The organism is Eoetvoesiella caeni (assembly GCF_003315175.1).
GTDB lineage: Bacteria > Pseudomonadota > Gammaproteobacteria > Burkholderiales > Burkholderiaceae_B > Eoetvoesia > Eoetvoesia caeni.
In genome coordinates this window covers 1-24,478 of record NZ_QNRQ01000002.1, presented here as the reverse complement: position 1 = coordinate 24,478, position 24,478 = coordinate 1, and the positions used below count along the sequence as shown (strand labels likewise).

Below are 24,478 nucleotides of genomic sequence, written 5' to 3'. Positions count from 1 at the left end.
TGTATGACGATCTTGACGCTGCTGGAGCAGCTATTCAATGGCTTGCAATACGGGATGCTGTTGTTCCTGATGGCTATTGGCGTGACCTTGATATTCGGGGTCATGCGCCTGGTCAATCTGGCCCATGGCTCCATGTTCATGGTGGGCGGGTACTTGGCCAGCGCGGGGCTGCAGGCGTCGGGATCGTTCTGGGTCGCCATTGCCTGCGCGCTGGTCGGGTCGGCCGTGCTGGGAGTGGTGCTTGAAATCCTGGTGATACGGCCCCTGTACAAGCGCGGGCACCTTGACCAGCTGCTGGCGACTTTTGGCGTGACGCTGACCTTGAATGAACTGGTGGTCGTGATCTGGGGCCGCGAGCCCGTGTTCATGCCTATTCCGCAGTTTCTCGCGGGGCAGGTGCATTTGCTGGGCGTGCCGTACCCGGTGTACCGCCTTGCCATTACGGTGGTGGCCGTTGTGGCCGGACTTGTCCTGATGTGGCTGGTGGCGCGCACCCGATTCGGGATGCTGGTCCGGGCCGGCGCCGACAACCGCATGATGGTGGCGGGGTTGGGGGTAAACGTTGTGGCGCTTTATACGCTGGTGTTCAGCCTGGCCGCGGTGTTGGCGGGCCTGGCGGGCATGATGTCGGGGCCATTGATCTCCATGCAGCCCGCAGTCGGCGACCCCATTCTTATCCTGACCTTGTCGGTGGTCTGCATTGGCGGCTTTGGATCGATACGCGGTGCGCTGGTGGCTTCGCTGATGATAGGGCTGCTGGACACCTTTGGGCGGATATTCGCTCCGCAATGGTTCGGTGCTATGGGCAATACCCTGGCCAATATGCTGGTGTACATCATCATGGCCTTCGTGCTGTTCTTCAAGCCTGCGGGCCTGTTTTCGATAGCGGGGAAAAAAGCATGACGCGGCAATTGGTGCGTCCGCTGCAGCGGACCTGGATTCTATGGGCTTTGCTGGCATTGCTGCTGCTATTGCCGTTCCTTGGCGAGCCTTATTACGTCAAGCTTGCGACCCGCATGGTGGTTTTCGGCCTGGCGGCGCTAAGCCTGGACTTGCTGGTGGGGTACATGGGCCTGATCAGCTTCGGGCATGCGGCGTTTATGGGAGTAGGCGCTTATACCGTGGGTATTCTGGCCAGCAATGGCGTCGATGTTGCGTGGGTGGCGTGGCCGTTGGCGATGCTGGCCGGCGCGGTGCTGGCCCTATGCATTGGCGCCGTCTCTTTGCGTTGCAATGGCCTTTATTTTATTTTCATTACGCTGGCGTTCTCGCAAATGGTGTTCTACGGCGCGCAAAGCCTGCGCCAGTATGGCGGAGACGACGGCTTTTCGCTGGAGGCGCCCAGCGTATTCTTTCCTGGCGTGGACGCTTCGGATCATACCGTCCTGTTCTATGTCGCCACCTTCCTGCTGCTGGCGGTGCTGTATGTGTGCAAGCGCCTGGTTGCTTCGCCGTTCGGACGCGTGGCGGTGGGTGTGCGCGATAACGAACCCCGGCTGGAGGCAGTGGGCGTGCAGCCGTATCCCTACAAGCTGGCGATGTTCGTTGTGTCCGGCGCCATTGCGGCGCTGGCCGGTGCGCTGATGGCCAACCTTACCGGTTTTGTATCGCCGGGCTATGTGTCCTGGCTGGTGTCGGGCGAATTGCTGATCATGGTAATCCTAGGCTCGTTCGGAACCTTGGTGGGCCCGATTCTTGGGGCCGCCTTGTTCGTGTTGTTCGAATATGTGCTGTCGGACTGGACCGAGCACTGGATGCTGGTATTTGGCCCGCTGCTGGTCTTGCGCGTGCTGCTGCTCAAAGACGGTATTTATGGGCTGTTGCTGAAGCCGGGGCAGGCCTCCGCCGCAAGTCCGGCGGCCAGTGCCCATGTGGCGCCGGCCGCCAACGGAGAGCCGTCATGAGCGCGCCGTTGCTAGAGGTACAGGCTTTGGGTAAAAAATATGGTGCGCTGGTCGTCACCGACGGCGTGTCGCTGACGGTGAACAAAGGCGAACTGCATGCCTTGATAGGCCCGAATGGCGCCGGGAAAACCACATTGATAAGCCAGATTGCGGGGCAACTGATGCCCGACTCGGGCCGTATCTTCCTGGAAGGCGACGACATTACTTCCTTGGCGCCGCCGCAGCGTACGCAGCGCGGAGTGGGGCGGTCCTTCCAGATAACCAGCATATTCTCAAGCATGACCGCGCAGGAAAACGTGGCGCTTGCGGTGCGCGCCAGCCTGGGGCAGAGCTTTCGTTTTTGGAAGCCGGCTTCGCAGTACGAGCAGGCGCGGGAACAGGCCTACGAGCTATTGGCCCTGGTGGGGCTGGGCGGCTGCGGCCATGCGCCTTGCAACGAGCTGGCGCATGGCCAACTGCGCCAGCTGGAATTGGCATTGGCGTTGGCGGCCGCGCCCAAGGTGCTGGTGCTGGACGAGCCGATGGCGGGCCTTGGGCCTGTAGAGGCGCAGCATATGGTGGGTCTGCTGCAGGCCTTGAAGAAGGACTATGGCATCTTGCTGATCGAGCACGACATGGAGGCGGTGTTTGCACTGGCCGACCGGATTTCCGTTCTGGTGGCGGGGCGAATCGTGCTTAGCGGCACGGCCGATGACGTCCGCAACAGCGATGAAGTGCGTCAAGCTTATTTGGGAGACGATGATGCGTGAAGCCGGCGACGCCGCTACCGGGCGGGAGGTATTGCTGCAGTTCGATAAGGTGTGCAGCGGATACGGGCTGGGCCAGGTGCTGTTCGATGTTTCTTTAAGGGTGAACAAAGGCGAAGTCGTCTCATTGATGGGACGCAATGGCATGGGAAAAACCACGCTTATCCGTACCGCCATGGGGATGCTGGTGCCACGAGACGGCCAGGTCAGCTTTGCCGAAAGGCGGCTCAACGGTATGGCCATGCATCGCGTAGCGGCGCTAGGCCTGGGATGGGTGCCGGAAGGGCGGTTCATTTTCCCCAGCCTTTCCGTTGAAGAAAACTTGATGGCAACGGCATCCAATAGACGCGGCTCGACGCAGCCCTGGACGCTGGAACGCATTTACGAGCTTTTCCCGCGTTTGCACGAAAGGCGCCGCAATGGCGGTGGGCAGCTTTCGGGCGGAGAGCAGCAAATGCTGACCATCGGCCGGGCCTTGATGACCAATCCGCGCCTGTTGATCCTGGACGAGGCCACCGAAGGCCTGGCCCCGAAGATCCGCCAGGAGATCTGGCAGACCCTGGCCGCCATCAAGGGTACGGGCCAGTCCATTCTGGTGGTCGATAAAGACGTGCGGGCGCTGGCCAGGCTGGCCGACCGCCATTACATGATTGAAAAAGGATGTATTGCATGGCAGGGCGATTCGACCGCACTGCTTGCTGATGCACAGCTTGCCAAACGTTATGTTGGTATATGAATCGGTCTGAAATAAAGGTGTAGCCATGAAAATAGCAGTTGTCGGCGGCGGTCCCGCGGGGATGTATTTTTCGTTGTTGATGAAAAAGCACGACCCCAGCCACCAAATACGGATATACGAACAAAACGCCGCGGATGCGACATATGGATGGGGCGTGGTGTTTTCGGATGTGGCCTTGAGTTTTCTGGAAAAGGCCGATGCTTCCTTCTACGCCAAGTTCATTGCCAATCATGAACGCTGCAACTACATGGAGGTGGTGCACAAAGGCGTCCATGTGCAATTGAAAAACAACCATTTTTCACGCGCTTCGCGCATAGATTTGCTGGGCACCCTGCAGCAGGAATGCCTGACCCACGGGGTTGAATTCGAATTTGGCAAACGCATTGAAGACATCGCCGGCCTGGGGGGCGCGGATGTCATTGTGGCGGCCGACGGCGGCAACAGCGCCATACGCACGCAGTTCGCGCAGTATTTCCGGCCCACGATCGAGACGCGGCGCAACAAGTTTGCCTGGTATGGCACGCATCAGCTTTTCCATCCTGTGTCGCTTATTTTCCGCCAGACCGAACATGGCGTGTTCATTGCGCACAGCTATCAGTACAGCAAAGAGCTTAGTACCTTCTTGATAGAGGTGGCTCCGGAAACCTGGCACAAGGCCGGCCTGGACACGATGACCGACGAGGAAAGCCGGCGCTACTGTGAACAGGTGTTTGCCCCGGAGCTGGGCAGCAATGGCCTATTGTCCAATCGTTCGTTGTGGTTCAACGCAAACGTGGTCAGCAATGCCAAATGGAGCCACGGCAATATCATCTTGCTGGGAGATGCCCTGCGCAGCGTTCATTTTTCACTGGGATCGGGAACGCGTATGGCCATGCAGGACGCCATTGCCTTGCAAGAGGCGTTCTCGCGCAATGGCAGCGATGTCCAGGCCGCTTTCGCGGACTTCGAGGGCCTGCGCCGGTCTTCGTCGTCCAACTTCCAGGAGGCCGCGGCGAAAAGCCTGGATTGGTACGAAAACATCGAGGACAAGATGGGGCTGGATCCCGTGGCTTTCGCGTACGACTATATGCGCCGCACAGGGCGGGTCAGCCATGACGACCTGCGCCAGCGCGACCCGGAGTTCGTTTCCAGCTATGAGGCGCTTACCGCGGCATAGGCCTGTGATTGCCGGCAAGGCGGGTCTTGGCTTGCCGGCGTATCGGCGTTTTGGAACCTGCTTTATCTGCTGGCCGGGTTCTGCCACAGTACGTCCGATCTGCCAGCGCGTTTGTTCAGGACGCGGGCCAGGACGAAGCATAGGTCGGAGAGGCGGTTCAGGTATTGGCGGGGCGCTTCGTTGACCGGTTCGCTGTGGTGCAGGGTAATGACAGAGCGCTCGGCGCGGCGGCATACGGTGCGGGCCATGTGGGCCGTGGCGGCGGCCTGGGTGCCGCCGGGCAAAATGAACTCTTTCAGCGGACTCAAGGCGGCGTTGTGTTCGGCCAGTGCCGCGTCCAGGAAGACCACGTGTTCGGTTTTCAATGCGGTATGGCCGGGTATGCACAGTTCGGCGCCCAGGTCGAACAGATCGTGCTGGACTTGTGCCAGCAGGGCGTCGATGTCTTGCGGCAAGCCGGGCTGGGCGCGCAGCACGCCCAACGTGCTGTTCAATTCGTCGACGTCGCCCATGGCGGCAATGCGTGGCGCGTCTTTTGGGACGCGGCTGCCGTCGCCCAGGCCGGTGCTGCCTTTGTCGCCGGTGCGTGTTGCAATTACTGACAAGCGTGTCGCCATGGGTTGGTCCTTCTGTGGAGCAAGCAACTACAATGAAGAGTCTGGATTCAGGAGTGTAATGTATGCCGTTATCTGCTCGTCATTTGAAGTATGCGCTGGTTGGGGCCTTGGCCGTGACCTCGGCGTATTCCATTATGGCCATTGCCCAACAGGCGTCCAGTTCGGGCGAAGTGCGCCGCGTCGATCCCGCCGCCGGCAAGATCACTATCAAGCATGGAGCCATTGCCGACCTGCAATTGCCGGCAATGACGCTGGTCTACCGTTCCGACCCCGACCTGCTCAAGGACATCAAGCCGGGCGACAAGATCACCTTTACCGCCAAGCGTGAAGGCGACAAGTACGTGGTGACAGAAATCAAGAAATAGCGGGGCGCCGTTTCATGCAAGGCTTGCGTATCACGCCAAGCTTTGTGCGCGTTCGGCCAAGACCATGGCAGGGGCATTCACGACAATGAGCTCATCCTCGCAGCGTGAATGCCTCATCCATGAAGACCAATTTTTCAGAAGTCCAGCTTGCCGACCCGCAGGTGGCTGAAGCGGACAAGATCCTCAAGACGTGCCAGCATTTTGGCTTTTGCACGTCCGGCTGCCCCACCTACGTCATTTTGCACAACGAAAATGACGGCCCGCGCGGGCGCATCGACCTGATCAAGGAAATGCTGGAAAGCGAAGAGGCGCCTTCGGCCCAGACGGTGGCGCATATAGACGGGTGCCTGTCGTGCATGTCGTGCATGACGACTTGCGCTGTGAATGTGGACTACATGCATCTGGTCGATATTGGGCGGGCGCATATAGAAGAACATTACAAGCGCCCATGGCGCGACCGTCTGGTTCGGAACGCGTTGGCCTATGTGCTGCCGCGGCCGGCGCTGTTCAAGCCGGCGCTTGCCCTGGGCCGCCTGGCCGCACGCCTGGAACATCTGGTTCCGCCATCATTGCGGCATGCCGTGCAGATCATTCCCAAGAAGGCAACGCAAACGGACATGGGCGCGCTGAATGAGCTGGTTTATCCGGCGCAGGGCGTGAAGCGATGGCGGGTTGCACTGCTGGCCGGTTGCGTCCAGCCTGTGCTCTCGCCGCACATCAACGCCGCCACTATTCGCATGCTGACCCGCTTCGGTTGCGAAGTGGTTGTTCCCAGGTCCAGCGTCTGTTGCGGCTCTTTGACTCTGCACATGGGCAAGCACGCCGCCGCGCAAGAATTTGCCAGGCAGAATGTGCGGGCCTGGACGCGGGAACTAGACGACAATGGCCTGGACGCCATTCTGGTCAATGCTTCGGGCTGCGGCACGACGGTCAAGGATTACGGCCACTTGCTGCGCGACGATGCCGCCATGGCAGAGCCCGCGGCGCGTGTGGCCGGACTGGCCATGGATATTTGCGAATGGCTGGCAAAAATGGATTTGCCCGAGCCTGAAACGCCCCGGCGCTACAGGCTTGCCTACCACGACGCCTGTTCGCTAAGAAATGCGCAAAAGGTCACGAGCCAGCCGCGCGCCTTGCTGCGCCGCGCGGGCTTTCAGGTTGCCGACATACCCGAAGCGCATTTCTGTTGCGGGTCGGCGGGCACCTATAACTTGTTGCAGCCAGCCATGGCGCGGCAACTGGGACAGCGCAAGGCCATGAATATTGCCAGTACGGGCCCGCAACTCGTAGCAGCCGGCAATATCGGCTGCATTACGCAAATTGGCATCTATAGCGGGGTGCCCATCCTGCACACGGTTGAACTGCTGGACTGGGCCTATGGCGGGCCATTGCCGCCTGCCTTGCAAAACCTTTCGTTAGAGGAGATTGCGCCCGAAGCGTTCGAGGTGCAAGCGGATAGCCGGACAGAACAGACCATCCACATCGTGAACAATAAGGACGCCGGTGACAGCAATGTCGGCGTTTGGTAATAGCAACTGATAAGGAAGAGACATGAACGAGAACCTGCAAGCATTCTTGAAGTCCGTATCCGAGGCCATCGGTTCGGAATGGGTGGATGTACGCCCCGAAACCTTGGCGCGCTATGGCGAACATACGCTGCCGGACCAGCCGCGCGCGCCGTCCGCCGTGCTGTTTCCAGAATCGACGACCCAGGTTCAAAGCATCGTCAAGGCGGCCAATCAGTATGGAGTCGAACTTTACCCGATCAGCACGGGCAACAATATAGGCCTGGGGTCGCGCGCGCCGACCAAGGCCGGCCAGGTTGTGCTGGACCTTGGTTACAGGATGAACCGCATCCTGGAAGTCAATGAAGAGACTTGCTATGCGGAACTGGAGCCCGGTGTCAGCTTCCAGATGCTGCATGATGAGCTGGCCCGGCGCGGCGACAAGCTTATGGTCTCGGCCACGTCGGGGCCGCCGCATGGCGGTATTCTTGGCAATGCCATGGACCGCGGCGCCGGCTATGGCCCGTACTTTGACCATTTCGGCATGCTTTGCGGCATGGAGGTGGTGCTGGGCAACGGCGACATTATCCGCACCGGCGACGGCAGCCTCAACAGCGAACACCTGACCAACTGGCATGTTTCGAAGTACTCGTTCGGGCCTGCTTTGGACGGCCTGTTTTGCCAGTCCAACTACGGCATAGTGACCCGGGTTGGGATATGGCTTATGCCGCGCCCGCCGGTGGCGCGTTCGTTTCATTTTACGTTTCCGGACGACGACGATATCGAGCAGATCATCGATTTATGCCGCCCGATGAAGCTGTCGAACTTTGTGCCTTCGCTGTTCCGCATCAGCAATGACCTGTACGCCATGGCGCCCGACGAGCAAAACACAGAATACCTTGCGGGCAGCAAAGCAAGTTTTTCGGCTTCCGCGCGCCAGGCCCTGCAAAAGAAGCACGGGCTGGGCGCATGGCAGGTTTCAGGCATGTTCTACGGTGGCACCGACGCGGCCATCGAGCCGCTTATCGAACGGGTAAGAGCCCATTTCGAACGCAGCGGCAAGGCCAAGTACATCAGCCACGACGAGGCATTGAGTATTCCCGCGCTGCACATTGCCATCGACGCCATGAACGGCCGGCCAAGCTCCAGCGAGCTGGGCATGCTGCAATGGCGCCCGGGTAGCGGCAACTCATGGTTCTTGCCGGGCACGCCCATGGTCGGGAAACAGGCTCTGGAACTGGACAGGCTGGGCCGGGGCATTTATGCCAAGCATGGCATGGACTACATCATCATGCACGTCGCCTCGGCCCGGTTCGCGCGCGGCCTGCATGTCATGGTCTGGAACAAGGACGATGCCGACGAAAATGCGCGCGCCGATGCTTGCTATCGTGAACTGACTGTCGAATTTGCCAAGCGCGGCGTGGGCGTGGGCCGGGCGCCTGTGGATTACTACGATCTGCATATGGAAATGGCCATGCCTGCCTTGCAGGAGGCTTATGGCCAGATCAAGAAGGCCCTGGACCCCAACGGTGTGCTAAGCCCGGGGAAATACGGCATCCGTGCTGTTGACGGGAACGGTGCCAAGTAGGAGAAACGTGCTGCTCATGGCGACGAGCCCGGCTTTATTGCAATGGCTGGCTGTTTCTGTAGTCGGAGGGCGTCATGCTGAAGCGGCGCTTGAACAAGTGGTTGAAGTGCGAGATGTCGCTGAACCCGCTGTTGTATGCGACATCGGAGATAGGCACTTCAGCAGACAGGCTCAGCTTTTTTGCGGCGGAAACCAGCCGCTCTTCGGTAATGAATTCGGTGAAGCTGCTGTTCATTTCTTGCAGTATCTTTTGCACTGTACGGCGCGACATATTCACATGGCCGGCCACGGCATCGAGAGTCAAGCCTGGGTCGCAGGCTTTTTGGCGCATATAGCGGGTTATCAACTGCTGCTTCAGGCTTTTCGAGTCGATGCAGTCCAGGCCCGCGTGCCCCGCCGCAATCTTGAGCAGGTTGCAGATGTTTTCCGCAATAAGCTCCATGTCCTTGGGTTCAAGCGCAGAGTCTTCGCCCGAGAGCTGCATAAGGTAAGAAAACAGGATCTCGGCCAAAGGGCCTGTTGGCGTAAATGCCATCGTGGGCAACCGCAAAAAGCCGGGCAGGCGCTCTTCCAGGGCGCGGGCGGGAAGCCTTGCGACAATACGGCGTACTTCGGTGGGGAAGGCGACATGCATGGGCTGGCGCCCGTCCACAATGGCAATTCCTCCGGGCGCAAGCCGTATCCGGGCTTTGCCCTGTTCGATATGGGCTTCCCCCGACATTTGCCAACTAAGCAAATACCCGCCCGCCCCCGCATTGCTTAGCTGTTCGCGGCTGCAAGAAACGTCATGAGGCTTGCTCCAGAACGAGGCGCAGCTTACGTCGCCATACCGGCGGCCGGAAATCTTGGCCGCAAAATTGCGGGACGACAGATTGTCGACCTGGACGTTGTGGATCATTTTGCAGATGGCGTCCAGCCAGTCGCTTTTGCTGTCCGGCTTCGGCTGGATATCCGTGGACATCACAATCATTTTCATGGCGGATTCTGGCCTCGATTGGCGGGTACGGCGAACGTAAGAATAATGTCTGTCTCTTGCGCAAGGTTAGACCCTCCTGAAGCAGGGTGTCAATGCGGCAATACAGGGGGGTTTCGCTGTCCTGTCCGCCTGTGCCCGATTTATCTTTGCAGCGAAGTACCGACATGCTCCGCGCCGTACCACGAGCCCGATTTAAGGCTTTCGGCCAGGGTGGAAAGCAGCAGGCGGCGTCCTTCCAGCACGGCCTGGGAATGGGCGCGCGCTTCGTTCTCGTACAGCGCCCATGTCAAATACATGCCCTTGATCGGCGCCCATTGAATGGAGTCGCCCAGGCCATGTCCTTGCAGCGCGCAGGCCGGGACCACGGTGTAGCCGGAGCTGCGTCCGGCCAGCTCAAGGCATAGCCGCAGCGTGTCGGTCTCGACAATGGTACGAAAGGTCATGGATTTGCGGTTGAGCGCGTTTTCTATTTGGGTGCGCAGCATGTTCGGCCGGGCGGGCAGAATAAGCTTCAGTCCGTCCAGGTGCGTGACCGATACGGGCTCGTCGCACGCGAGGCCGGATTCCGCATGGCCGACCAGTACCAAAGGTTCGCGCAGCAAGGGAGTTTGTTTGTAGCCGGTGGCCGGCGTCTGGTCGAAGGGCACGATGCATAAGTCCAGCAGTCCGGCAAGCAGGTGTTCGCGCAGCAGGTTGCTGACGCCTTCGTACATGCGCAGCATAATTCCCGGGTACTCGTCCAGCAGTCTGGCCACAAAGGCGGAGGTAAGCGCCTGGTGCCACGAGGGCGGGATGCCCACCGAAAGCTGCCCGGCGGCGCGTTCGCCGACTTGCTCTTTCAGGATGGCGAACTGGCGCAGCAGGGGGCGGCTGCGGTCGGCAAGCAGCCTGCCTGCGTCGGTCAGGCGCACGCCGCCTTGCGAGCGGACGAACAACTGGGCCTGCATTTCGTGCTCTAGCGAGGCAATGTGGCGCGATAGGGCCGGCTGCGACAGCCCCAGGTCGGTGGCGGCGCGGTTGATGCTGCCCAATTCGGCGACGCGCAAATAATATTCCAGCAGGCGTGAGTCCATGGCCGGCCTTTATCCATAATTTGGTTAACAAGTATAAGTCAATAGCATTATTCAGATAATCGGCCGCTGCCTAAACTAGCTGGAATCGGACGTAAAGGCATAGGCTGATTGGCATGAATTCCAAATCGTATACATATACAAGCCCTGGCGACATACGCAGCGTGGCCGTAATCGGCACCGGCTCGGTGGGCGCCAGCTGGGCCGCATTGTTTCTGGCGCATGGACTTGACGTGGTGGCCCACGATCCGGGGCCGGATGCCGAGCCGCGTGCGCGCCGGTTTATTGCGGATGCCTGGCCCGCACTGGTGGCCCTGGGGCAGGCAGGCACGCCCCAGCCGCCTTTGGCGCGCCTGCGTTTTGTCGCGACGGCGGCGGAAGCGGCCCGCGCAGCGGACGCGGTTCAAGAGAACATCCCTGAAAAGCCCGAACTGAAAGCCCGGGTGCTGGCCGAAATCGACGCCGCGGCGACCCCAGAGAAAATCATATTGTCCAGTACCGGAGGAATTACGCCTTCGGCCATGCAGGCGTCTTGCGCCAACCCCGAGCGCCTGGTGGTTTTGCATCCGTTCAACCCCTCGCACCTGATACCGTTGGTGGAAGTGGTGGGCGGCAAGCATACGAAACCCGAGGTCATCGAGTGGGCCATGGCTTTTGCGCGCCGCCTGGGCAAGCAGCCTATCCGGCTTAATGCCGAGGCCAAAGGGCATATGACGAACCGCCTGCAGTTTGCACTGGTGCGCGAAGCGGTGGCTTGCCTGATCGAAGGCATAGCCAGCGCCCAGGACATCGATGCCGCCGTGCGCTATGGCCTGGGCCCGCGCTGGACGCTGATGGGCAGCTTGCTGACTTTGCATCTGGCGGGCGGCAATGGCGGTATGCAGGGAATCCTGGCCCATGCAGGCAAGGCAATAGAAGAATGGTGGACGCCGATGACGCAGCCGCAGCTGACCCCGCAGGTTCAGGAGCGATTGGCTATGGCGGCGGCCGAAGTTTCAAGCGGACAGCCGGTTGAGGACTGGGTCCATTGGCGCGACGAGGCGCTGGTGGGTTTGCTGGATTTGCAGCGCAGTGTCGAGCGCCTGGCGCCGCACGGATCCCCCAACAAAGAACAGGAGACACAAGATTATGGTGCAAGTGCAGGAAGGTAAAGACGGGGTTTGGCCAGTGGCGTTGCCGTCATGCCTTGGCGTGGCTTTGGACGGGAAGATTGCCGTGCTGACACTGAACCGGGTTGCCAAGCGCAATGCCCTTAGCGACGAGCTGGTGCTGGGATTGCAGATGTTTTTTTCCACCATCCCAGCGTCTGTGCAGGGCGTGGTGGTGCATGGCGCGGGCGACAACTTCTGCGCGGGGCTGGACTTGAACGAGCTCAAGGAAACCAACACTGTAGAAAGCTTTGAAACCTCGGTTATCGGCCAGCGTTTGAACGATACCATCCAGTTCTGCAAAGTGCCGGTTATTTCCGTGCTGCACGGGGCAGTCATTGGGGCGGGCCTGGAGCTGGCCGCCGCCACCCATATCCGGATTGCCGAGAAGTCGGCGTACTACGCATTGCCCGAAGGTACCCGAGGCATATTCCTGGGATCGGGCGGTTCTGTGCGCCTGCCGCGACTGATCGGCGCGGCCACGGTTATCGACATGATGCTGTCGGGGCGCACTTACGATGCCCAAGAAGCGCACGCGCTGTTGCGCCTTTCCCAGTATTTGGTCGAACCCGGAGAGGGCCTGGCCAAGGGCATAGAAGTGGCGAAGAAAATTGCGGGCAATGCGCCCCTGGCCAACTTTTCGGTCATCCAGGCCATACCGCGCATAGTGGAACAAGACCCGCAAGCGGGCCTGTTCACTGAAATGCTGATGGTTGGCGTGGCGCAGGGCGACGAAGAAGCCAAGCAGCGCTTGCGCGACTTCCTGGAGCGCAAGCTCAACAAGGTGCAGCGCTCGTGAACGCGCTGTCTTGCGCTACCTTGGGCGATGTATTGCGTTTTCACGCCAGGCATCGCCCCGACAAGCCGGCGTTTGAAACGGCGGGCGGCGCATCGGTAACGTTCGGGCAGTTCAATAGCCGGGTCAACCGCTTGTGTTCGGCGCTGGGCCAATGGGGTTTGCGCAAGGGCGACAGGGTTGCCGTGCTGTCGCGCAATCGGCTCGAGTATGTCGAAGTGTTCGGCGTTGCCAAGGCGGGGCTGGTGGCGGTGCCGCTTAACTGGCGCCTGGCCGAGGCAGAACTGGTCAAGCTTCTCGCGCATAGCGCGCCGCAAGTTCTGATAGTTGACGAGGCCTATAAAGAAGTGGCCGAGCGCCTGCGTTCTTTGTTGCCGGACTTGCGGCACTTTGTATTGCTGGGGCCGGAAGGGGCGGGCCGCGAAGATGTCCCGGGTTCAGAAGGCTCGGGATGGACCGGCTACGAAGACTTGCTGCGCCAGGCAGCGGACGACGAACCCGAAGCGCTTGTTGCCCCGGGCGATGCCCTGTGCCTGGTGTATACCAGCGGCACGACGGGCGCGCCCAAGGGCGTTACGCTGACGCATCGCGGCCTGCTGGACAACTGCAATGCCAGCGCAACGGATGTGATGGCATTGACCGAAGACGATTATTCGCTGGCGGTGCTGCCGCTGTTTCATGTGGGCGGTATGTGGTATCACCTCTTCCCATGCTTTGCGGCGGGCTGCACCACGCTATTGATGGCGGAATTCGAGCCGGGCGCCTTGTTGCGCGAACTGCAGGCTCGCAAGGTTACGAACGTGCATGTCGTGCCTACGATGATCAACGCCATGCTGAACCATCCTCTTGCGGCTACGGCAGATTTAAGCCATTTGCGCTTGATCTTTTACGCAGCGTCGTCCATGCCGGCCGAGCTGCTGCGTCGCGCCATGCAATGTTTTTCGCGCAGCGGGTTTGTGCAAAGCTATGGCTCGACCGAGGCGGGCATGGTAACGGTGCTGTCGGTCGCCGACCACCTGCGGGCCAGTAAACCGGCCGGCGAGCATTTGCTTTCTTCTTGCGGACGCGTCTTGAAAGAGCGCCGGGTGCGGATCGTGGACGATGCGGGCACTGAGTTGGGCGTCGGCGAGATTGGCGCCATTTCGTCGTACTGCCCCGGAGTGATGGCAGGCTACTGGCATGACGCCGATGCAACCGCAAAGGTATTGCAGGACGGTTGGCTGGACACCGGAGACCTGGGCTATCTGGACGGCGAGGGCTATTTGTACCTGGTTGACCGCAAGAACGACATGGTGGTGACCGGCGGCGAAAACGTCTACCCCAGCGAAGTCGAGGCCTGCTTCTATCAGGATCCGGCTGTGCTTGAGGCGGCTGTGTTCGGCGTGGCCGACCCGCGGTGGGTCGAGCGGGTGGTGGCCGCGGTCGTGCTGCGGCCGGGGTTCGAAGCCGATGAACAGGCATTGATGCAGCGCATTCGAAGCCATTTGGCCGCGTATAAATGCCCAAAGGATATTTTCTTTACAACCGACTTGCCCAAAAGCGGCGCGGGCAAGGTGTTGCGCAAAGAGCTGCGCAAGAAATACGGAGCAAGTGAACTATGAAAACGGCAGTCTTTTCGCCTATGGGCGGCGCGGGCCATGCAAATGGCGCCATGCTGGCATCTTCATCGGCGCCAGTGCCATTCAATACCGACGAAATGCGGGCCGAGGCCGAGGAGTTTCGCGGCCATATTGCGCGCTGGGTGGACGAACGCTTGATACCGCAAGCCCAAGCCACCGATGAAAAGGGCGAGTTCTCGCACGAGTTGTTTACCGAGCTGGGCGAACTGGGCTATTACGGCGCCATGTATCCCGAAAGCGCCGGCGGCAGCGGCCTTGCCTATCCCTATACCTGCTTTACCGTGCTGTGCGAAGAGCTGGCCCGGGGTTCGCTGGGTTTTGCCGCCGGGGTATGCATGCAAGGCTCCACGGCCACGCACACAATTTTCCAATGGGGCGGCCAGGCGCTGCACGAAAAGTATCTTGCGCCTGCGCTAAGGGGCGAGAAAATCGGCGCCTTCGCCATTACCGAACCCAACTCCGGTTCGGATGTGGCCTCGCTTCGCACCAAGGCCACCAAGGTCGAAGGCGGCCATATTCTCAATGGCACCAAGATTTTCACCAGCAACGGCACGGTGGCGGACTTCATTACCGTTGTGGCCACCACAGACCCAAGCAAGGGACTGAAAGGCCTGGCCCTGTTTGTGGTGGACACCTCGACCCCCGGTTTTTCGGTGGGCCGCCGCCTGGACAAATTTTCCGTGCATAGCTCGGATACGGCCGAGCTGGTTTTTGAAAACGTATTCGTTCCCGATGACCATCATCTGGACAATGGTGGATCGGGCGGCTTCCTGAACGCCTACAAGGCGCTGACGGTAGACCGTATATTCACGGCCGCTCTGGCCCTGGGCAATGGCCGTGCGGCATACGACGCGGCGCTTCGGTACGCCAAGGAACGGTCGCAGTTCGGGCAGGCCATCGGCAAGTTCCAGGCGGTGCAATTCAAGCTGGTGGACATGCTGGCCCTGCTGGAACAGGCCAGGCTGTACACGTATCATGCCGCCGCCCTGGCCGACGAGGGACGCCCAATTACTACCGAAGCGGCGCTGTCCAAGATTGTTGCGGGCGATGGCTGCAACGAGGTCTGCCAAAAGGCCATGTCGATTTTCGGCGGCTATGGGCTGATGAACGAATACCCGGTGCAAAGGTTTTTACGCGATTCCTATTTTCCGTTGGTAGGGGGCGGCACGAGCGACATCATGCGATTGATAGTGGCCCGCCAGTTGGGCTTTTGATTCTTTCTCGATAAAAAAAGGTGGAGACATAAATGAAAAAAATGAACAAATATTTGGCGGTCCTGGCCGTTGCCGCGGCATTGCCTTTGGCTGCCCGCGCCGATATTAAAGTGGGCGTGATCGTCGGTGCCACGGGCCCGGGCGCTTCGCTGGGCATCCCATACAGGAATGCGTTTACCGTCATGCCCAAAACCTTGGGTGGCGAGCCGGTGCAGTATGTCATTTTGGATGACGGCACCGACACCACGATGGCGATCAAGCAAGCCCGCAAGCTTATAGATCAGGACAAGGTGGATTTGATCATCGGGTCCAGCAGCGTGCCCACCTGCATTGCGGTTTCTGAAGTGGCGCAGGAGCTTAAGGTTCCGCAAATAGCTTTGTCGCCCACGCCTGTTACGGCTGAAAAAAATCCTTGGGCGTTTTCCGTGCCGCAGCCCATGGGCATTGCCATGAAGCCGGTAGTCGAGAATATGCGTGAACACGGCGTCAAGACGGTAGCCTACCTGGGCTTTTCGGATTCGTGGGGCGACTTGGTGCTGGGGGGCTTTAATCACAACGCCAAAGGGACGGATCTTAAAGTCGTCGCCAACGAACGCTACGCGCGAAACGATACTAGCGTGGTGGGCCAGGTACTAAGGCTGATAGCCGCCAAGCCCGACGCAATTTTGCTGGGCGGCTCGGGCACCCCTGCAGCCTTGCCCCATGCCACCCTGCGTGAGCGCGGCTATAAAGGCCCTATCTACAATAACCCCGCCATCATCAACAATGACTTCCTGCGGGTAGGAGGAAAAACGGTGGAAGGGGCGTACGCGGTTACCGGGCCGGTCATGGTTGCAGAGCAATTGCCCGACAGCAATCCCATCAAGAAAGTGGCAATGGATTTCACCAAGGCCTATGAAGGGGCGTACGGCAAGGGCTCGCGCAACGCGTTCTCGGCCTATTCGTGGGACGCTTACTTGTTGGCCGATCAGGCGGTTGCCAGCGCAATCAAAAAAGCCAAGCCCGGCACCACCGAGTTTCGTGCCGCATTGCGCGATGCGCTTGAAAGCGGCAAGGAAGTGGTGGGCACGCATGCCGTCTACAACATGAGCAAGACCGACCATACCGGTGTGGATGATCGATCCAGCGTGCTGGTGCAGATCGAAAATGGCCAGTGGAAATTGGTGAAATAAGCAAAGGGCGCCGGGCTTTGCGGTTCATGCACAAGCAAGCCTGGCGGCGCATAGAAGGTGCCGCTACAGCACTTTCGATTTTTTTGATAACGACAATGGAGACATGAATGAAAACACTGAACAAACACTTGCTGGCGCTGGCAGTAGCCGCAATCTTGCCGGTGGCGGCGCAGGCCGATGTGACCGTGGGCATTATTACCGGTGCGACTGGGCCGGGTGCGTCGTTGGGCATTCCATACAAGAACACGTTCGGCGTGGTGCCCGCTACTTTGGGCGGCGAACCGGTGCGCTACATTATTGTCGACGACGCCACGGACACCACGACTGCGGTCAAGCTGGCCCGCAAGCTTATCGAGCAGGACAAGGTGGACCTGATCATCGGCTCAAGCAGCGTGCCCACCGCCATTGCCGTTGCCGAGATAGCGGCCGAATTGAAAACGCCGCAGATATCGCTATCGCCCACTCCCATTACCCCGGAAAAGAACCCATGGTCGTTTTCCGTGCCCCAGCCCATCAACATCATGATGGGCGCGGTGGTGGACAACATGAAAAAGCATGGCGTCAAGACTGTTGCTTTCCTTGGCTTTTCAGATTCATGGGGCGAGCTGGTGCTGTCGGGCCTGAAACATAACATCGAACCCACCGATATCAAGCTGGTGGCTTCGGAGCGTTACGGCCGGCTGGATACCAGCGTGTCGGGCCAGGTGCTGAAGCTTATCGCAGCAAAGCCGGACGCCGTTGTGCTGGGCGGCTCGGGAACTCCCGGTGCATTGCCCCAAGTGGCATTGCGCGAGCGCGGCTACAAGGGCCCCATTTACCACAACCACGGCGTCATCAACAAAGACTTCCTGCGCGTGGGCGGCAAGGCGCTGGAAGGCGCATACGCGCCTACCGGGCCTGTGATGGTGGCCGAGCAATTGCCCGACACCAATCCCATCAAGAAAGTGGCGCTGGAATTCACGAAGGCCTATGAAGGCAAATACGGCGAAGGCAGCCGCAACGCCTTTGCCGCATATTCCTGGGATGCCTACCTTCTGGCCGACCAGGCCGTGGCCAACGCAGACAAAAAAGCCAAGCCCGGCACACCCGCATATCGCGCCGCATTGCGCGAAGCGCTGGAGAACGGCAAAGACGTGGTCGGCACCCATGGTGTGTACAACATGAGCAAAACCGACCACACCGGCGTAGACCAGCGCGCCAGCGTATTGGTGGAAGTCGAAAACGGAAAGTGGAAGGTGGTGCAGTAAAGGTAAAAGCCAAGAACCCGGGCATTATCCGGGGTCTTGGCTATGGTGGCCCGCGTCCGATGCGGCTGCAACGTATGCGGGCGCTCATGGCCTTGTTGGCCTTACAGCACGTACCTTGCCAGATCTTCGCTTTCGGCGCTTTCCTGCAGCTTGTCGTTGACGTAGGCGGCGTCGATGGTTACGGTCTGGCCGCCACTTGCCGTGGCGTCGAAGGACAGGTCTTCAAGCAACTTTTCCATAACGGTATAAAGCCTGCGGGCGCCGATGTTTTCGGTGCGCTCGTTAACGCTGAAAGCCAGCTCGGCCAGGCGCTGCACGCCTTCGTCGGTGAAGTCCAGCGTGACGTCTTCGGTAGCCATCAGTGCACGGTATTGCTTGGTCAGCGAAGAGTCGGTGTCGCACAGAATGCGTACGAAGTCCTGCGCTGTAAGCGAGTCGAGTTCGACGCGGATGGGAAAGCGCCCTTGCAGCTCGGGAATCAGGTCGGACGGCCGCGACAGGTGGAAGGCGCCGGAAGCAATAAACAGGATATGGTCGGTCTTGACGACGCCGTACTTGGTGTTGACACTGGTGCCTTCGACCAGCGGCAGCAGGTCGCGCTGCACGCCCTGGCGCGAGACATCGCCGCCTGAATGTTCTTGGCGGGTGGCGATTTTATCGACTTCGTCCAGGAACACAATGCCGTTCTGTTCGGCGTTGTTGATGGCCACGGTGCGCAGGTCTTCGTCGTTGATGCGGCGCGAGGCCTCTTCTTCGACAATAAGCTTGAAGGCTTCCTTGACCGGCATCTTGCGCTTTTTCTGCTTGTCTCGGCCCAGCCCGGCGAACATGCCCTTGAGCTGTTCGGTCATTTCTTCCATGCCGGGTGGCGCCATGATTTCCATTTGCGGCGCGGGCTGGGCGACATCGATTTCGATTTCAAGGTCGTCGATCTGGCCTTCGCGCAGGCGCTTGCGAAAAGTTTGCCGTGCGGAATTTTCTTCGCGCACGGGCTCGCCCTGGGCGTTGCGGGCGGGCGAGACCAGAACGTCCAGAATGCGGTCTTCGGCAGCGTCCTCGGCCTGGCTGCGCACGCGGCGCATTTCGACTTCGCGGGTTTGCTTGATGGAGATTTCGACCAGGTCGCGGATGATGGTGTCGACGTCGCGGCCGACATAGCCCACTTCGGTGAACTTGGTGGCTTCGACCTTGATGAAGGGCGCGTTGGCCAGCTTGGCCAGGCGTCGCGCGATTTCGGTCTTGCCGACTCCGGTAGGCCCTATCATCAGGATGTTCTTGGGCACGATCTCGTTGCGCAGGGGCTGGGCCACCTGCTGGCGGCGCCAGCGGTTGCGCAGGGCTACGGCAACCGAGCGCTTGGCGCGATTTTGCCCGACGATGTTTTTGTCGAGTTCGGAGACGATTTCTCCGGGGGTCATATTGCTAGCAGACATGAGCGGATATCCGGGTGGGCCGCGCCGTTATTGCGGCGTGGCAGTCAACGCGTTTACAGCGTTTCGACGATGTGGTTCTGGTTGGTGTAGATGCACAGGTCGCCCGCGATCTCGAGCGACTTCTTGACGATTTCGGCGGCGGACAATTCAGTGTTGTGCAACAGGGCCAGCGCAGCCGATTGGGCATAGGCGCCGCCCGACCCGATGGCGGCAATGCCGTGTTCGGGTTCCAGGACGTCGCCGTTGCCGCTAAGAATAAGAGAATGCTGCTTGTCGGCCACGATAAGCATGGCTTCGAGCCGGCGCAGGACGCGGTCGGTGCGCCAGTCTTTGGTAAGCTCGACCGCGGCGCGCATAAGGTGGCCCTGGTGTTTTTCGAGCTTGGCCTCGAAGCGTTCTTGCAGGGTGAAGGCGTCGGCGGTGGCGCCGGCGAACCCGGCCAGGATTTTGTCATGGTACAGGCGGCGGATTTTGCGCGCTGTGCCCTTGAACACGATATTGCCCAGGGTTACCTGGCCGTCGCCGCCGATGGCGACCTCGTCGCCGCGGCGAACGCTAATGATGGTGGTGGCGTGAAATTGTTCCATGGATTCTTCCTTTGAACAACTTAGGTGGGGCCGGATCACGAAAGTTCAAGAGGAAGAATACCGCAATGGGGCAGCGGCGGCCGCCCCATTTTGTGACGTAAACAGAGGTGTGTATGGGGGCCGGGGGCGTACCGGTACGCCCCCGCCTTGATACATGTTCGACGAGCTTAGTCGCCGTACAGCTTCTGGCGCATTTCGCGGCGCTCCTGGGCCTCGAGCGAAAGCGTGGCCGTGGGACGGGCCAGCAAGCGCTGCAGGCCTATGGGTTCGCCGGTTTCTTCGCACCAGCCGTATTCGCCTGAGTCGATCAGGTTAATGGACTGTTGCACTTTTTTAAGCAGTTTGCGCTCGCGGTCGCGGGTGCGCAGTTCAAGCGCGTGTTCTTCTTCAATTGTGGCACGGTCGGCCGGATCAGGAACGAATTGGGTTTCGCGCAGGTTCTCGGTAGTTGTGTCGGCGTTGTTGAGAATTTCTTGCTCGAGCAGCTTGAGGCGATTGCGAAAGAATGCCAACTGAGCTTCGTTCATGTAGTCGGACTCAGGCATCGCCAAAAGTTCTTTTTCCGTCAGCAAGTGGCTATCTGCTTTAGCGGCGGTTGATTTGGTGGCCATGGTGTTACCCCTTTCAATAAACCTGTTGTTCCGGCTCCGAGCGGCGCACGCGGCGACTACCGTGTGCGCTGTATGTTTATGTGCTCAGGCCAGACACTGTTCTAAGCCCGAAGTAAAAATATCCTCGGGGAGTTTGCGACCAATAAATACCATTTTGGTATTGGGCTTTTCGCTGGCAAGCCAGGGTTTTCCGGGTTCGGCGCCCATCATCATGTGCACGCCCTGAAAGAGCATGCGGCGATTGGCGCCTTTTAAATACAAAATACCTTTGTAGCGCAACAAGTCTGGGCCGTACACCTGAAGGATGCCGCCCAGGAAGTCTTCAAGCCTTTCGGGATCGAAGGGTTTGTTCGAACGGAATACGAACGCGCCGATTTCGTCGTTGTGGTGCGCGTGGTGGTGATCTTGGTGGCCGCAGCTGGGGCCGCATTCGCCTTCATGATCGTGGCCGTGGTGTTCATGGCCGTGATCGTGATCGTGATCGTGCTTGTGCCCGTGGTCGTGATTATGCGCGGCGTCGGGATGTTCGTCGGCCAGGAATTCCGGGTCGATGTCCAGAATGGTGTTCAGGTTGAAGCCGCTGATATCCAGCAGCGATTTCAGTTCGGTCTCGCCGAAATGCACCGGCGTAATGGGCGCGCGCGGGTTGATGTGCACCAGGCGCGAGCGCAGCGCGGCGTAGTCGGCCTCGTTGACGAGATCTTTCTTGGAGACCAGGATGCGATCGGCAAAACCGACCTGCTTCTGGGCTTCTTCCTGATTGTCCAGGGTTTCCATGCCGTGCTTGGCGTCAACCACGGTAATGACGGAGTCCAGGCGATAGTATTGGGCGACGTCGTCGTCCATGAAAAAGGTTTGGCAGACGGGGCCGGGGTTGGCCATGCCGGTGGTTTCCAGGACGATGCGTTCGAACTTGATGGCGCCGGATTCGCGTTTGGCGCGCAGGTCGTTGAGCGCTTGTTGCAGGTCGCCGCGCACCGTGCAGCAGACGCAGCCATTGCTCAGTTCAACGATCTGTTCGTCGGAATCCTGCACCAGCAATTCGGTGTCGATGCTTTCGGGTCCGAATTCGTTTTCGATGACGGCAATGCGCTGGCCATGGTATTCGGTAAGAATACGCTTGAGCAGAGTGGTTTTGCCGGCTCCGAGGAAACCGGTTAGAACGGTGACGGGTACCATTTTATCGAGACTAAGGGCGGCATTCATTGTGGGCTCGCTTGACGCGGCACGAACATTGCAATGCGCTGATTTAGCGACGACTACTTTATTCTGTACCGCGTAGAAAATTACATAACGTGCGATTACAGCACAGCATACGCTTAAGAGCAAACTTTGGCGCTTCTCTTTGTATTCTAAGGGAAAATACCAAGATGGCGTGGTCGGTGGCTTGCCCGCAGCAGGGGGTGGAAAGTTAATTGATTGTCATGTCGGAAGAGTTTAATGGGCGTGTTGGGGCTGGGCCTGCTGGTAACATTTGCCGCACAGCGCGCGCAGTTCGGTTTCGTGGTTGGCCAGGACGAACCCCGCGCTGGCTACTTTTTTGGCCAGGCGCCGGCTAAGGTCGGGGTCGCTGAATTCGGCCACCGCCCCGCATTGCGTGCAGATGATCAGAAGGTCGTGCGGTTCGCCGCCGGCGTCCATGCAGGCCGACCAGGCGTTGACCGCGTCCAGGCGATGGATAAGCCCTTCTTCGATCAGGAAGTCCAGCGCGCGGTAAACGGTAGGCGGCGCCGCGCCGGGCTGGACGCGCCGGATCTCGTCCAGCAGTTCGTAGGCCTTGACGCTGCGTTTTTGCTGCAGCAGTATTTCCAGCACCTTGCGCCGCGTGGGCGTCAGGCGCTTGCCGCGCTGCAGGCACAGCTGTTCAGCGGTCTTGAGCTGTTCGGCGATAGAAGCATGGTGGTGGGTCATATCGGATTTAGCTGGGCCATATCCGTAAAAAGTACTGGTTTTTATGGCGAAATACGGACCCGCGGCTCAAAGATGAATGTTGGTTATGTTATAACATAACTCATTTGCATCTCCAATCCCAGGCATAGTCTCCCTTTTTTATGGCCCGTTTGTTCCCGATTTCTCGCGCAACGCGCCCCTACCGGGGCTCCATTCTGCTGGCCTCATGTTTTCAGCGTATGGGCCGGGCGTTGGTGGCGGTAGCATGCTTGTGGGGTCTGACGGGCTGGGCCATGGGGTGGTGGTAGGAAGACTGCATGTCGCATCCGGTTATCGAGCTTGATCAAGTAGCGCTAGGCTGGCGTGATCGCGTTGCATTGCGCGACGTGACCGGGCAGTTCCAGCGCGGGTCGCTGACGGCCGTCGTGGGGCCCAACGGGGCCGGCAAGTCTACATTGATCAAAGGCTTGATGGGCACGCTCAGCCCCTTGCGCGGCCAGATCCGCCTGACGGACGAGGCCCGCAGCGACATCGCCTGCCTGCCGCAGGTGGGCGAACTGGATCGCAGCTTTCCCATCAGCGTCTACGACTTGGTGGCAATGGGCGCCTGGCGCCGGGTCGGGGCCTGGCGGCGCTTCCGCAAGGAAGAGCACGAGCGCGTGCTGCATGCTTTGCAAACCGTGGGCCTGGCCGATTTCGGCGCGCGCATTATCGGCACTTTGTCGGGCGGGCAGTTGCAGCGGGCCTTGTTTGCGCGCCTGTTGCTGCACGATGCCCGTGTGCTGCTGCTTGACGAACCGTTCGCCGCGGTGGATCGCGCAACAACAGACGACCTTATGGCGCTGATGCATACATGGAATAGCGAAGGGCGCACCGTCATTGCGGTACTGCACGATCTGGAAATGGTGCGGACCGCTTTTCCTCAGACCCTGCTCCTGGCAGGGCAGGTGGTGGCCTGGGGCGAGACGGCTTCGGTACTGTCGCCCGAAAACTTGCATCTTGCGCGCCATTTATGCGCCGGGGACTATTTATGACGTGGCTGCTAGGCTGGCTGTTCGGCCCGTTTCTGGAATTCGACTTCATGCGCCGGGCGCTGGCCGGTTCGCTGGCGCTGGCGTTTGCCGCCGGCCCTTTGGGTGTGTTCCTGGTTTTGCGGCGCATGAGCCTGATGGGCGACGCCATGGCGCATGCCATTTTGCCGGGCGTGGCGGTGGGCTTCCTGACCGCCGGCCTGTCGCTTAGCGCGATGACTGCCGGAGGCATGATTACCGGATTGGTGGTGGCGGTGCTGGCCGGATTTGTGGCGCGGCTGACGCCGTTGCGCGAAGATGCCAGTTTTGCCGCGTTCTATCTTATTTCCCTGGGCTTGGGGGTTTTGCTGGTGTCGCTGCGCGGTTCGAACATGGATTTGATCCACGTGCTGTTCGGAACAGTATTGGGCCTGGATGATGGCTCCTTGCTGCTGGTGACGGTTAGCGCAAGCATTACGCTGGTGGTCATGGCGTTGATTTTCCGGCCGCTGGTGGTCGAATGCCTGGACCCCGGTTTTTTACGGGCCGAACGCGGCGCCGGTTCGTTCAGCCATATGGTTTTCCTGGTGCTGCTCGTTATGACGCTGGTTGCGGGATTTCAGGTGCTGGGAACTTTGATGGTGGTGGGCATCATGATGCTGCCGGCGACGGCAGCCCGTTTCTGGGCGCGTTCGGCGGCGCACCAGATGGTCCTGGCGGGCATTGTCGGCTCGGTGTCTTCGTATTTTGGCTTGCTGATTTCTTATCGCTTCGATGTGCCGGCTTCGCCCGCCATCATTTTGTCGGCAGGAGTGGTATATGTGTTGTCTGTGGTGCTGGGGCCGCATGGTGGTCTTTTGCAAGTTGCGCGGCAGGCGCAGGCCAGGCGCAAGCATTTGCTGAAAATTTCAGAATCCGGCTAGAGGGTTTCAAGTCGCCTCATCGACGGGCGCATCAAATTCAAGGGGCTTGGTTTAGCAGGCCCCAAGGTATCCTGAGTTCGACAGTTTGAACCCCTGGTTCGAGATCAAACACCCTGTTCACGCGGGTTTCGGTCTTTTTTGATCTTGATTTTGTAATGGCACGCT

24 protein-coding genes are annotated in these 24,478 nt (G+C 59.7%); 16 read left to right on the top strand and 8 right to left on the bottom strand.

The window, feature by feature from the left end; genetic code table 11:
- The first annotated feature begins 3 nt into the window (after positions 1–3).
- The 5 genes from DFR37_RS03770 to DFR37_RS03750 are packed head-to-tail and all read left to right on the top strand — an operon-like array spanning position 4 to position 4,542.
- The gene (locus DFR37_RS03770; protein ID WP_113931917.1) at positions 4–903 is read left to right on the top strand and encodes a branched-chain amino acid ABC transporter permease; all 900 of its coding nucleotides are present in this window, start codon (positions 4–6) and stop codon (positions 901–903) included.
- Complete coding sequence (locus DFR37_RS03765; RefSeq protein WP_113931916.1) at positions 900–1,904, top strand: branched-chain amino acid ABC transporter permease; 1,005 nt, start codon at positions 900–902, stop codon at positions 1,902–1,904. Before DFR37_RS03770 ends, DFR37_RS03765 begins: the two co-directional genes overlap by 4 nt.
- A complete protein-coding gene (locus tag DFR37_RS03760) occupies positions 1,901–2,653 on the top strand; it encodes an ABC transporter ATP-binding protein (RefSeq protein ID WP_113931915.1) in 753 nt (250 codons plus the stop codon). The genes DFR37_RS03765 and DFR37_RS03760 overlap by 4 nt, the downstream gene beginning before the upstream one ends.
- Complete coding sequence (locus DFR37_RS03755; protein WP_170139841.1) at positions 2,646–3,386, top strand: ABC transporter ATP-binding protein; 741 nt, start codon at positions 2,646–2,648, stop codon at positions 3,384–3,386. Before DFR37_RS03760 ends, DFR37_RS03755 begins: the two co-directional genes overlap by 8 nt.
- 25 nt (positions 3,387–3,411) lie before the next feature.
- Complete coding sequence (locus DFR37_RS03750; protein ID WP_113931914.1) at positions 3,412–4,542, top strand: FAD-dependent monooxygenase; 1,131 nt, start codon at positions 3,412–3,414, stop codon at positions 4,540–4,542.
- 62 nt (positions 4,543–4,604) lie between these two features.
- Here the strand turns inward: DFR37_RS03750 and DFR37_RS03745 are convergent, their stop codons facing one another.
- A complete protein-coding gene (locus tag DFR37_RS03745) occupies positions 4,605–5,159 on the bottom strand; it encodes a cob(I)yrinic acid a,c-diamide adenosyltransferase (protein WP_113931913.1) in 555 nt (184 codons plus the stop codon).
- Between the two features lie 62 nt (positions 5,160–5,221).
- Between DFR37_RS03745 and DFR37_RS03740 the strand changes: the two genes are divergently transcribed.
- The 3 genes from DFR37_RS03740 to DFR37_RS03730 all read left to right on the top strand — a co-directional run bounded on the left by DFR37_RS03740 (position 5,222) and on the right by DFR37_RS03730 (position 8,617).
- Positions 5,222–5,524 (top strand): copper-binding protein, encoded by a 303-nt coding sequence (locus tag DFR37_RS03740; RefSeq protein WP_113931912.1) that lies wholly within the window; start codon positions 5,222–5,224, stop codon positions 5,522–5,524.
- Positions 5,525–5,643: 119 nt separating this feature from the next.
- On the top strand, positions 5,644–7,053 hold the full coding sequence (gene glcF / locus DFR37_RS03735; RefSeq protein ID WP_113931911.1) for a glycolate oxidase subunit GlcF: 1,410 nt from the start codon (positions 5,644–5,646) through the stop codon (positions 7,051–7,053).
- 22 nt (positions 7,054–7,075) lie between these two features.
- Entirely contained in the window at positions 7,076–8,617 is a 1,542-nt protein-coding gene (locus DFR37_RS03730; RefSeq protein WP_113931910.1) for an FAD-binding oxidoreductase, read from the top strand.
- Positions 8,618–8,651: 34 nt separating this feature from the next.
- On the opposite strand, the gene DFR37_RS03725 is transcribed toward DFR37_RS03730, so the two are convergent.
- Positions 8,652–9,593 (bottom strand): helix-turn-helix domain-containing protein, encoded by a 942-nt coding sequence (locus tag DFR37_RS03725; RefSeq protein ID WP_113931909.1) that lies wholly within the window; start codon positions 9,591–9,593, stop codon positions 8,652–8,654.
- A 140-nt stretch (positions 9,594–9,733) separates the two neighbouring features.
- On the bottom strand, positions 9,734–10,666 hold the full coding sequence (locus DFR37_RS03720; protein WP_113931908.1) for a LysR family transcriptional regulator: 933 nt from the start codon (positions 10,664–10,666) through the stop codon (positions 9,734–9,736).
- A gap of 113 nt (positions 10,667–10,779) precedes the next feature.
- Between DFR37_RS03720 and DFR37_RS03715 the strand changes: the two genes are divergently transcribed.
- From DFR37_RS03715 to DFR37_RS03690, 6 genes are all read left to right on the top strand, one after another.
- Positions 10,780–11,814 carry a 3-hydroxyacyl-CoA dehydrogenase NAD-binding domain-containing protein gene (locus tag DFR37_RS03715; RefSeq protein WP_113931907.1) on the top strand — a complete coding sequence of 345 codons (1,035 nt, stop codon included), beginning with the start codon at positions 10,780–10,782 and terminating at the stop codon, positions 11,812–11,814.
- Complete coding sequence (locus DFR37_RS03710; protein WP_113931906.1) at positions 11,792–12,610, top strand: crotonase/enoyl-CoA hydratase family protein; 819 nt, start codon at positions 11,792–11,794, stop codon at positions 12,608–12,610. Before DFR37_RS03715 ends, DFR37_RS03710 begins: the two co-directional genes overlap by 23 nt.
- Positions 12,607–14,208 (top strand): class I adenylate-forming enzyme family protein, encoded by a 1,602-nt coding sequence (locus DFR37_RS03705; RefSeq protein WP_113931905.1) that lies wholly within the window; start codon positions 12,607–12,609, stop codon positions 14,206–14,208. Before DFR37_RS03710 ends, DFR37_RS03705 begins: the two co-directional genes overlap by 4 nt.
- Positions 14,205–15,440: an acyl-CoA dehydrogenase family protein gene (locus tag DFR37_RS03700; RefSeq protein WP_113931904.1), complete on the top strand. Its 1,236-nt coding sequence runs from the start codon at positions 14,205–14,207 to the stop codon at positions 15,438–15,440. Before DFR37_RS03705 ends, DFR37_RS03700 begins: the two co-directional genes overlap by 4 nt.
- A gap of 32 nt (positions 15,441–15,472) precedes the next feature.
- Positions 15,473–16,612 carry an ABC transporter substrate-binding protein gene (locus tag DFR37_RS03695; RefSeq protein WP_113931903.1) on the top strand — a complete coding sequence of 380 codons (1,140 nt, stop codon included), beginning with the start codon at positions 15,473–15,475 and terminating at the stop codon, positions 16,610–16,612.
- Positions 16,613–16,719: 107 nt separating this feature from the next.
- Positions 16,720–17,859 carry an ABC transporter substrate-binding protein gene (locus DFR37_RS03690; RefSeq protein ID WP_113931902.1) on the top strand — a complete coding sequence of 380 codons (1,140 nt, stop codon included), beginning with the start codon at positions 16,720–16,722 and terminating at the stop codon, positions 17,857–17,859.
- A 101-nt stretch (positions 17,860–17,960) separates the two neighbouring features.
- Here the strand turns inward: DFR37_RS03690 and hslU are convergent, their stop codons facing one another.
- From hslU to DFR37_RS03665, 5 genes are all read right to left on the bottom strand, one after another.
- Entirely contained in the window at positions 17,961–19,292 is a 1,332-nt protein-coding gene (gene hslU / locus DFR37_RS03685) for an ATP-dependent protease ATPase subunit HslU (protein WP_113931901.1), read from the bottom strand.
- Between the two features lie 53 nt (positions 19,293–19,345).
- Positions 19,346–19,879 (bottom strand): ATP-dependent protease subunit HslV, encoded by a 534-nt coding sequence (gene hslV / locus DFR37_RS03680; protein ID WP_113931900.1) that lies wholly within the window; start codon positions 19,877–19,879, stop codon positions 19,346–19,348.
- Between the two features lie 167 nt (positions 19,880–20,046).
- Positions 20,047–20,490, bottom strand: coding sequence for an RNA polymerase-binding protein DksA (gene dksA, locus DFR37_RS03675; protein WP_113931899.1), 444 nt, complete (start codon positions 20,488–20,490; stop codon positions 20,047–20,049).
- An 84-nt stretch (positions 20,491–20,574) separates the two neighbouring features.
- Complete coding sequence (locus DFR37_RS03670) at positions 20,575–21,696, bottom strand: CobW family GTP-binding protein (RefSeq protein WP_113931898.1); 1,122 nt, start codon at positions 21,694–21,696, stop codon at positions 20,575–20,577.
- A 231-nt stretch (positions 21,697–21,927) separates the two neighbouring features.
- Complete coding sequence (locus tag DFR37_RS03665) at positions 21,928–22,401, bottom strand: Fur family transcriptional regulator (RefSeq protein ID WP_113931897.1); 474 nt, start codon at positions 22,399–22,401, stop codon at positions 21,928–21,930.
- Positions 22,402–22,697: 296 nt separating this feature from the next.
- Between DFR37_RS03665 and DFR37_RS03660 the strand changes: the two genes are divergently transcribed.
- Together DFR37_RS03660 and DFR37_RS03655 are read left to right on the top strand one after the other, a co-directional pair.
- The gene (locus DFR37_RS03660; protein WP_113931896.1) at positions 22,698–23,414 is read left to right on the top strand and encodes a metal ABC transporter ATP-binding protein; all 717 of its coding nucleotides are present in this window, start codon (positions 22,698–22,700) and stop codon (positions 23,412–23,414) included.
- The gene (locus tag DFR37_RS03655; protein ID WP_113931895.1) at positions 23,411–24,313 is read left to right on the top strand and encodes a metal ABC transporter permease; all 903 of its coding nucleotides are present in this window, start codon (positions 23,411–23,413) and stop codon (positions 24,311–24,313) included. The genes DFR37_RS03660 and DFR37_RS03655 overlap by 4 nt, the downstream gene beginning before the upstream one ends.
- Positions 24,314–24,478 lie beyond the last annotated feature (165 nt).

Coding starts and splice junctions, on each gene's coding strand:
- DFR37_RS03770 (WP_113931917.1), top strand. CDS start 4: ATGACGATCTTGACGCTGCTGGAGCAGCTATTCAATGGCTTGCAATAC.
- DFR37_RS03765 (WP_113931916.1), top strand. CDS start 900: ATGACGCGGCAATTGGTGCGTCCGCTGCAGCGGACCTGGATTCTATGG.
- DFR37_RS03760 (WP_113931915.1), top strand. CDS start 1,901: ATGAGCGCGCCGTTGCTAGAGGTACAGGCTTTGGGTAAAAAATATGGT.
- DFR37_RS03755 (WP_170139841.1), top strand. CDS start 2,646: ATGCGTGAAGCCGGCGACGCCGCTACCGGGCGGGAGGTATTGCTGCAG.
- DFR37_RS03750 (WP_113931914.1), top strand. CDS start 3,412: ATGAAAATAGCAGTTGTCGGCGGCGGTCCCGCGGGGATGTATTTTTCG.
- DFR37_RS03745 (WP_113931913.1), bottom strand. CDS start 5,159: ATGGCGACACGCTTGTCAGTAATTGCAACACGCACCGGCGACAAAGGC.
- DFR37_RS03740 (WP_113931912.1), top strand. CDS start 5,222: ATGCCGTTATCTGCTCGTCATTTGAAGTATGCGCTGGTTGGGGCCTTG.
- glcF (WP_113931911.1), top strand. CDS start 5,644: ATGAAGACCAATTTTTCAGAAGTCCAGCTTGCCGACCCGCAGGTGGCT.
- DFR37_RS03730 (WP_113931910.1), top strand. CDS start 7,076: ATGAACGAGAACCTGCAAGCATTCTTGAAGTCCGTATCCGAGGCCATC.
- DFR37_RS03725 (WP_113931909.1), bottom strand. CDS start 9,593: ATGAAAATGATTGTGATGTCCACGGATATCCAGCCGAAGCCGGACAGC.
- DFR37_RS03720 (WP_113931908.1), bottom strand. CDS start 10,666: ATGGACTCACGCCTGCTGGAATATTATTTGCGCGTCGCCGAATTGGGC.
- DFR37_RS03715 (WP_113931907.1), top strand. CDS start 10,780: ATGAATTCCAAATCGTATACATATACAAGCCCTGGCGACATACGCAGC.
- DFR37_RS03710 (WP_113931906.1), top strand. CDS start 11,792: ATGGTGCAAGTGCAGGAAGGTAAAGACGGGGTTTGGCCAGTGGCGTTG.
- DFR37_RS03700 (WP_113931904.1), top strand. CDS start 14,205: ATGAAAACGGCAGTCTTTTCGCCTATGGGCGGCGCGGGCCATGCAAAT.
- DFR37_RS03695 (WP_113931903.1), top strand. CDS start 15,473: ATGAAAAAAATGAACAAATATTTGGCGGTCCTGGCCGTTGCCGCGGCA.
- DFR37_RS03690 (WP_113931902.1), top strand. CDS start 16,720: ATGAAAACACTGAACAAACACTTGCTGGCGCTGGCAGTAGCCGCAATC.
- hslU (WP_113931901.1), bottom strand. CDS start 19,292: ATGTCTGCTAGCAATATGACCCCCGGAGAAATCGTCTCCGAACTCGAC.
- hslV (WP_113931900.1), bottom strand. CDS start 19,879: ATGGAACAATTTCACGCCACCACCATCATTAGCGTTCGCCGCGGCGAC.
- dksA (WP_113931899.1), bottom strand. CDS start 20,490: ATGGCCACCAAATCAACCGCCGCTAAAGCAGATAGCCACTTGCTGACG.
- DFR37_RS03670 (WP_113931898.1), bottom strand. CDS start 21,696: ATGAATGCCGCCCTTAGTCTCGATAAAATGGTACCCGTCACCGTTCTA.
- DFR37_RS03665 (WP_113931897.1), bottom strand. CDS start 22,401: ATGACCCACCACCATGCTTCTATCGCCGAACAGCTCAAGACCGCTGAA.
- DFR37_RS03660 (WP_113931896.1), top strand. CDS start 22,698: ATGTCGCATCCGGTTATCGAGCTTGATCAAGTAGCGCTAGGCTGGCGT.
- DFR37_RS03655 (WP_113931895.1), top strand. CDS start 23,411: ATGACGTGGCTGCTAGGCTGGCTGTTCGGCCCGTTTCTGGAATTCGAC.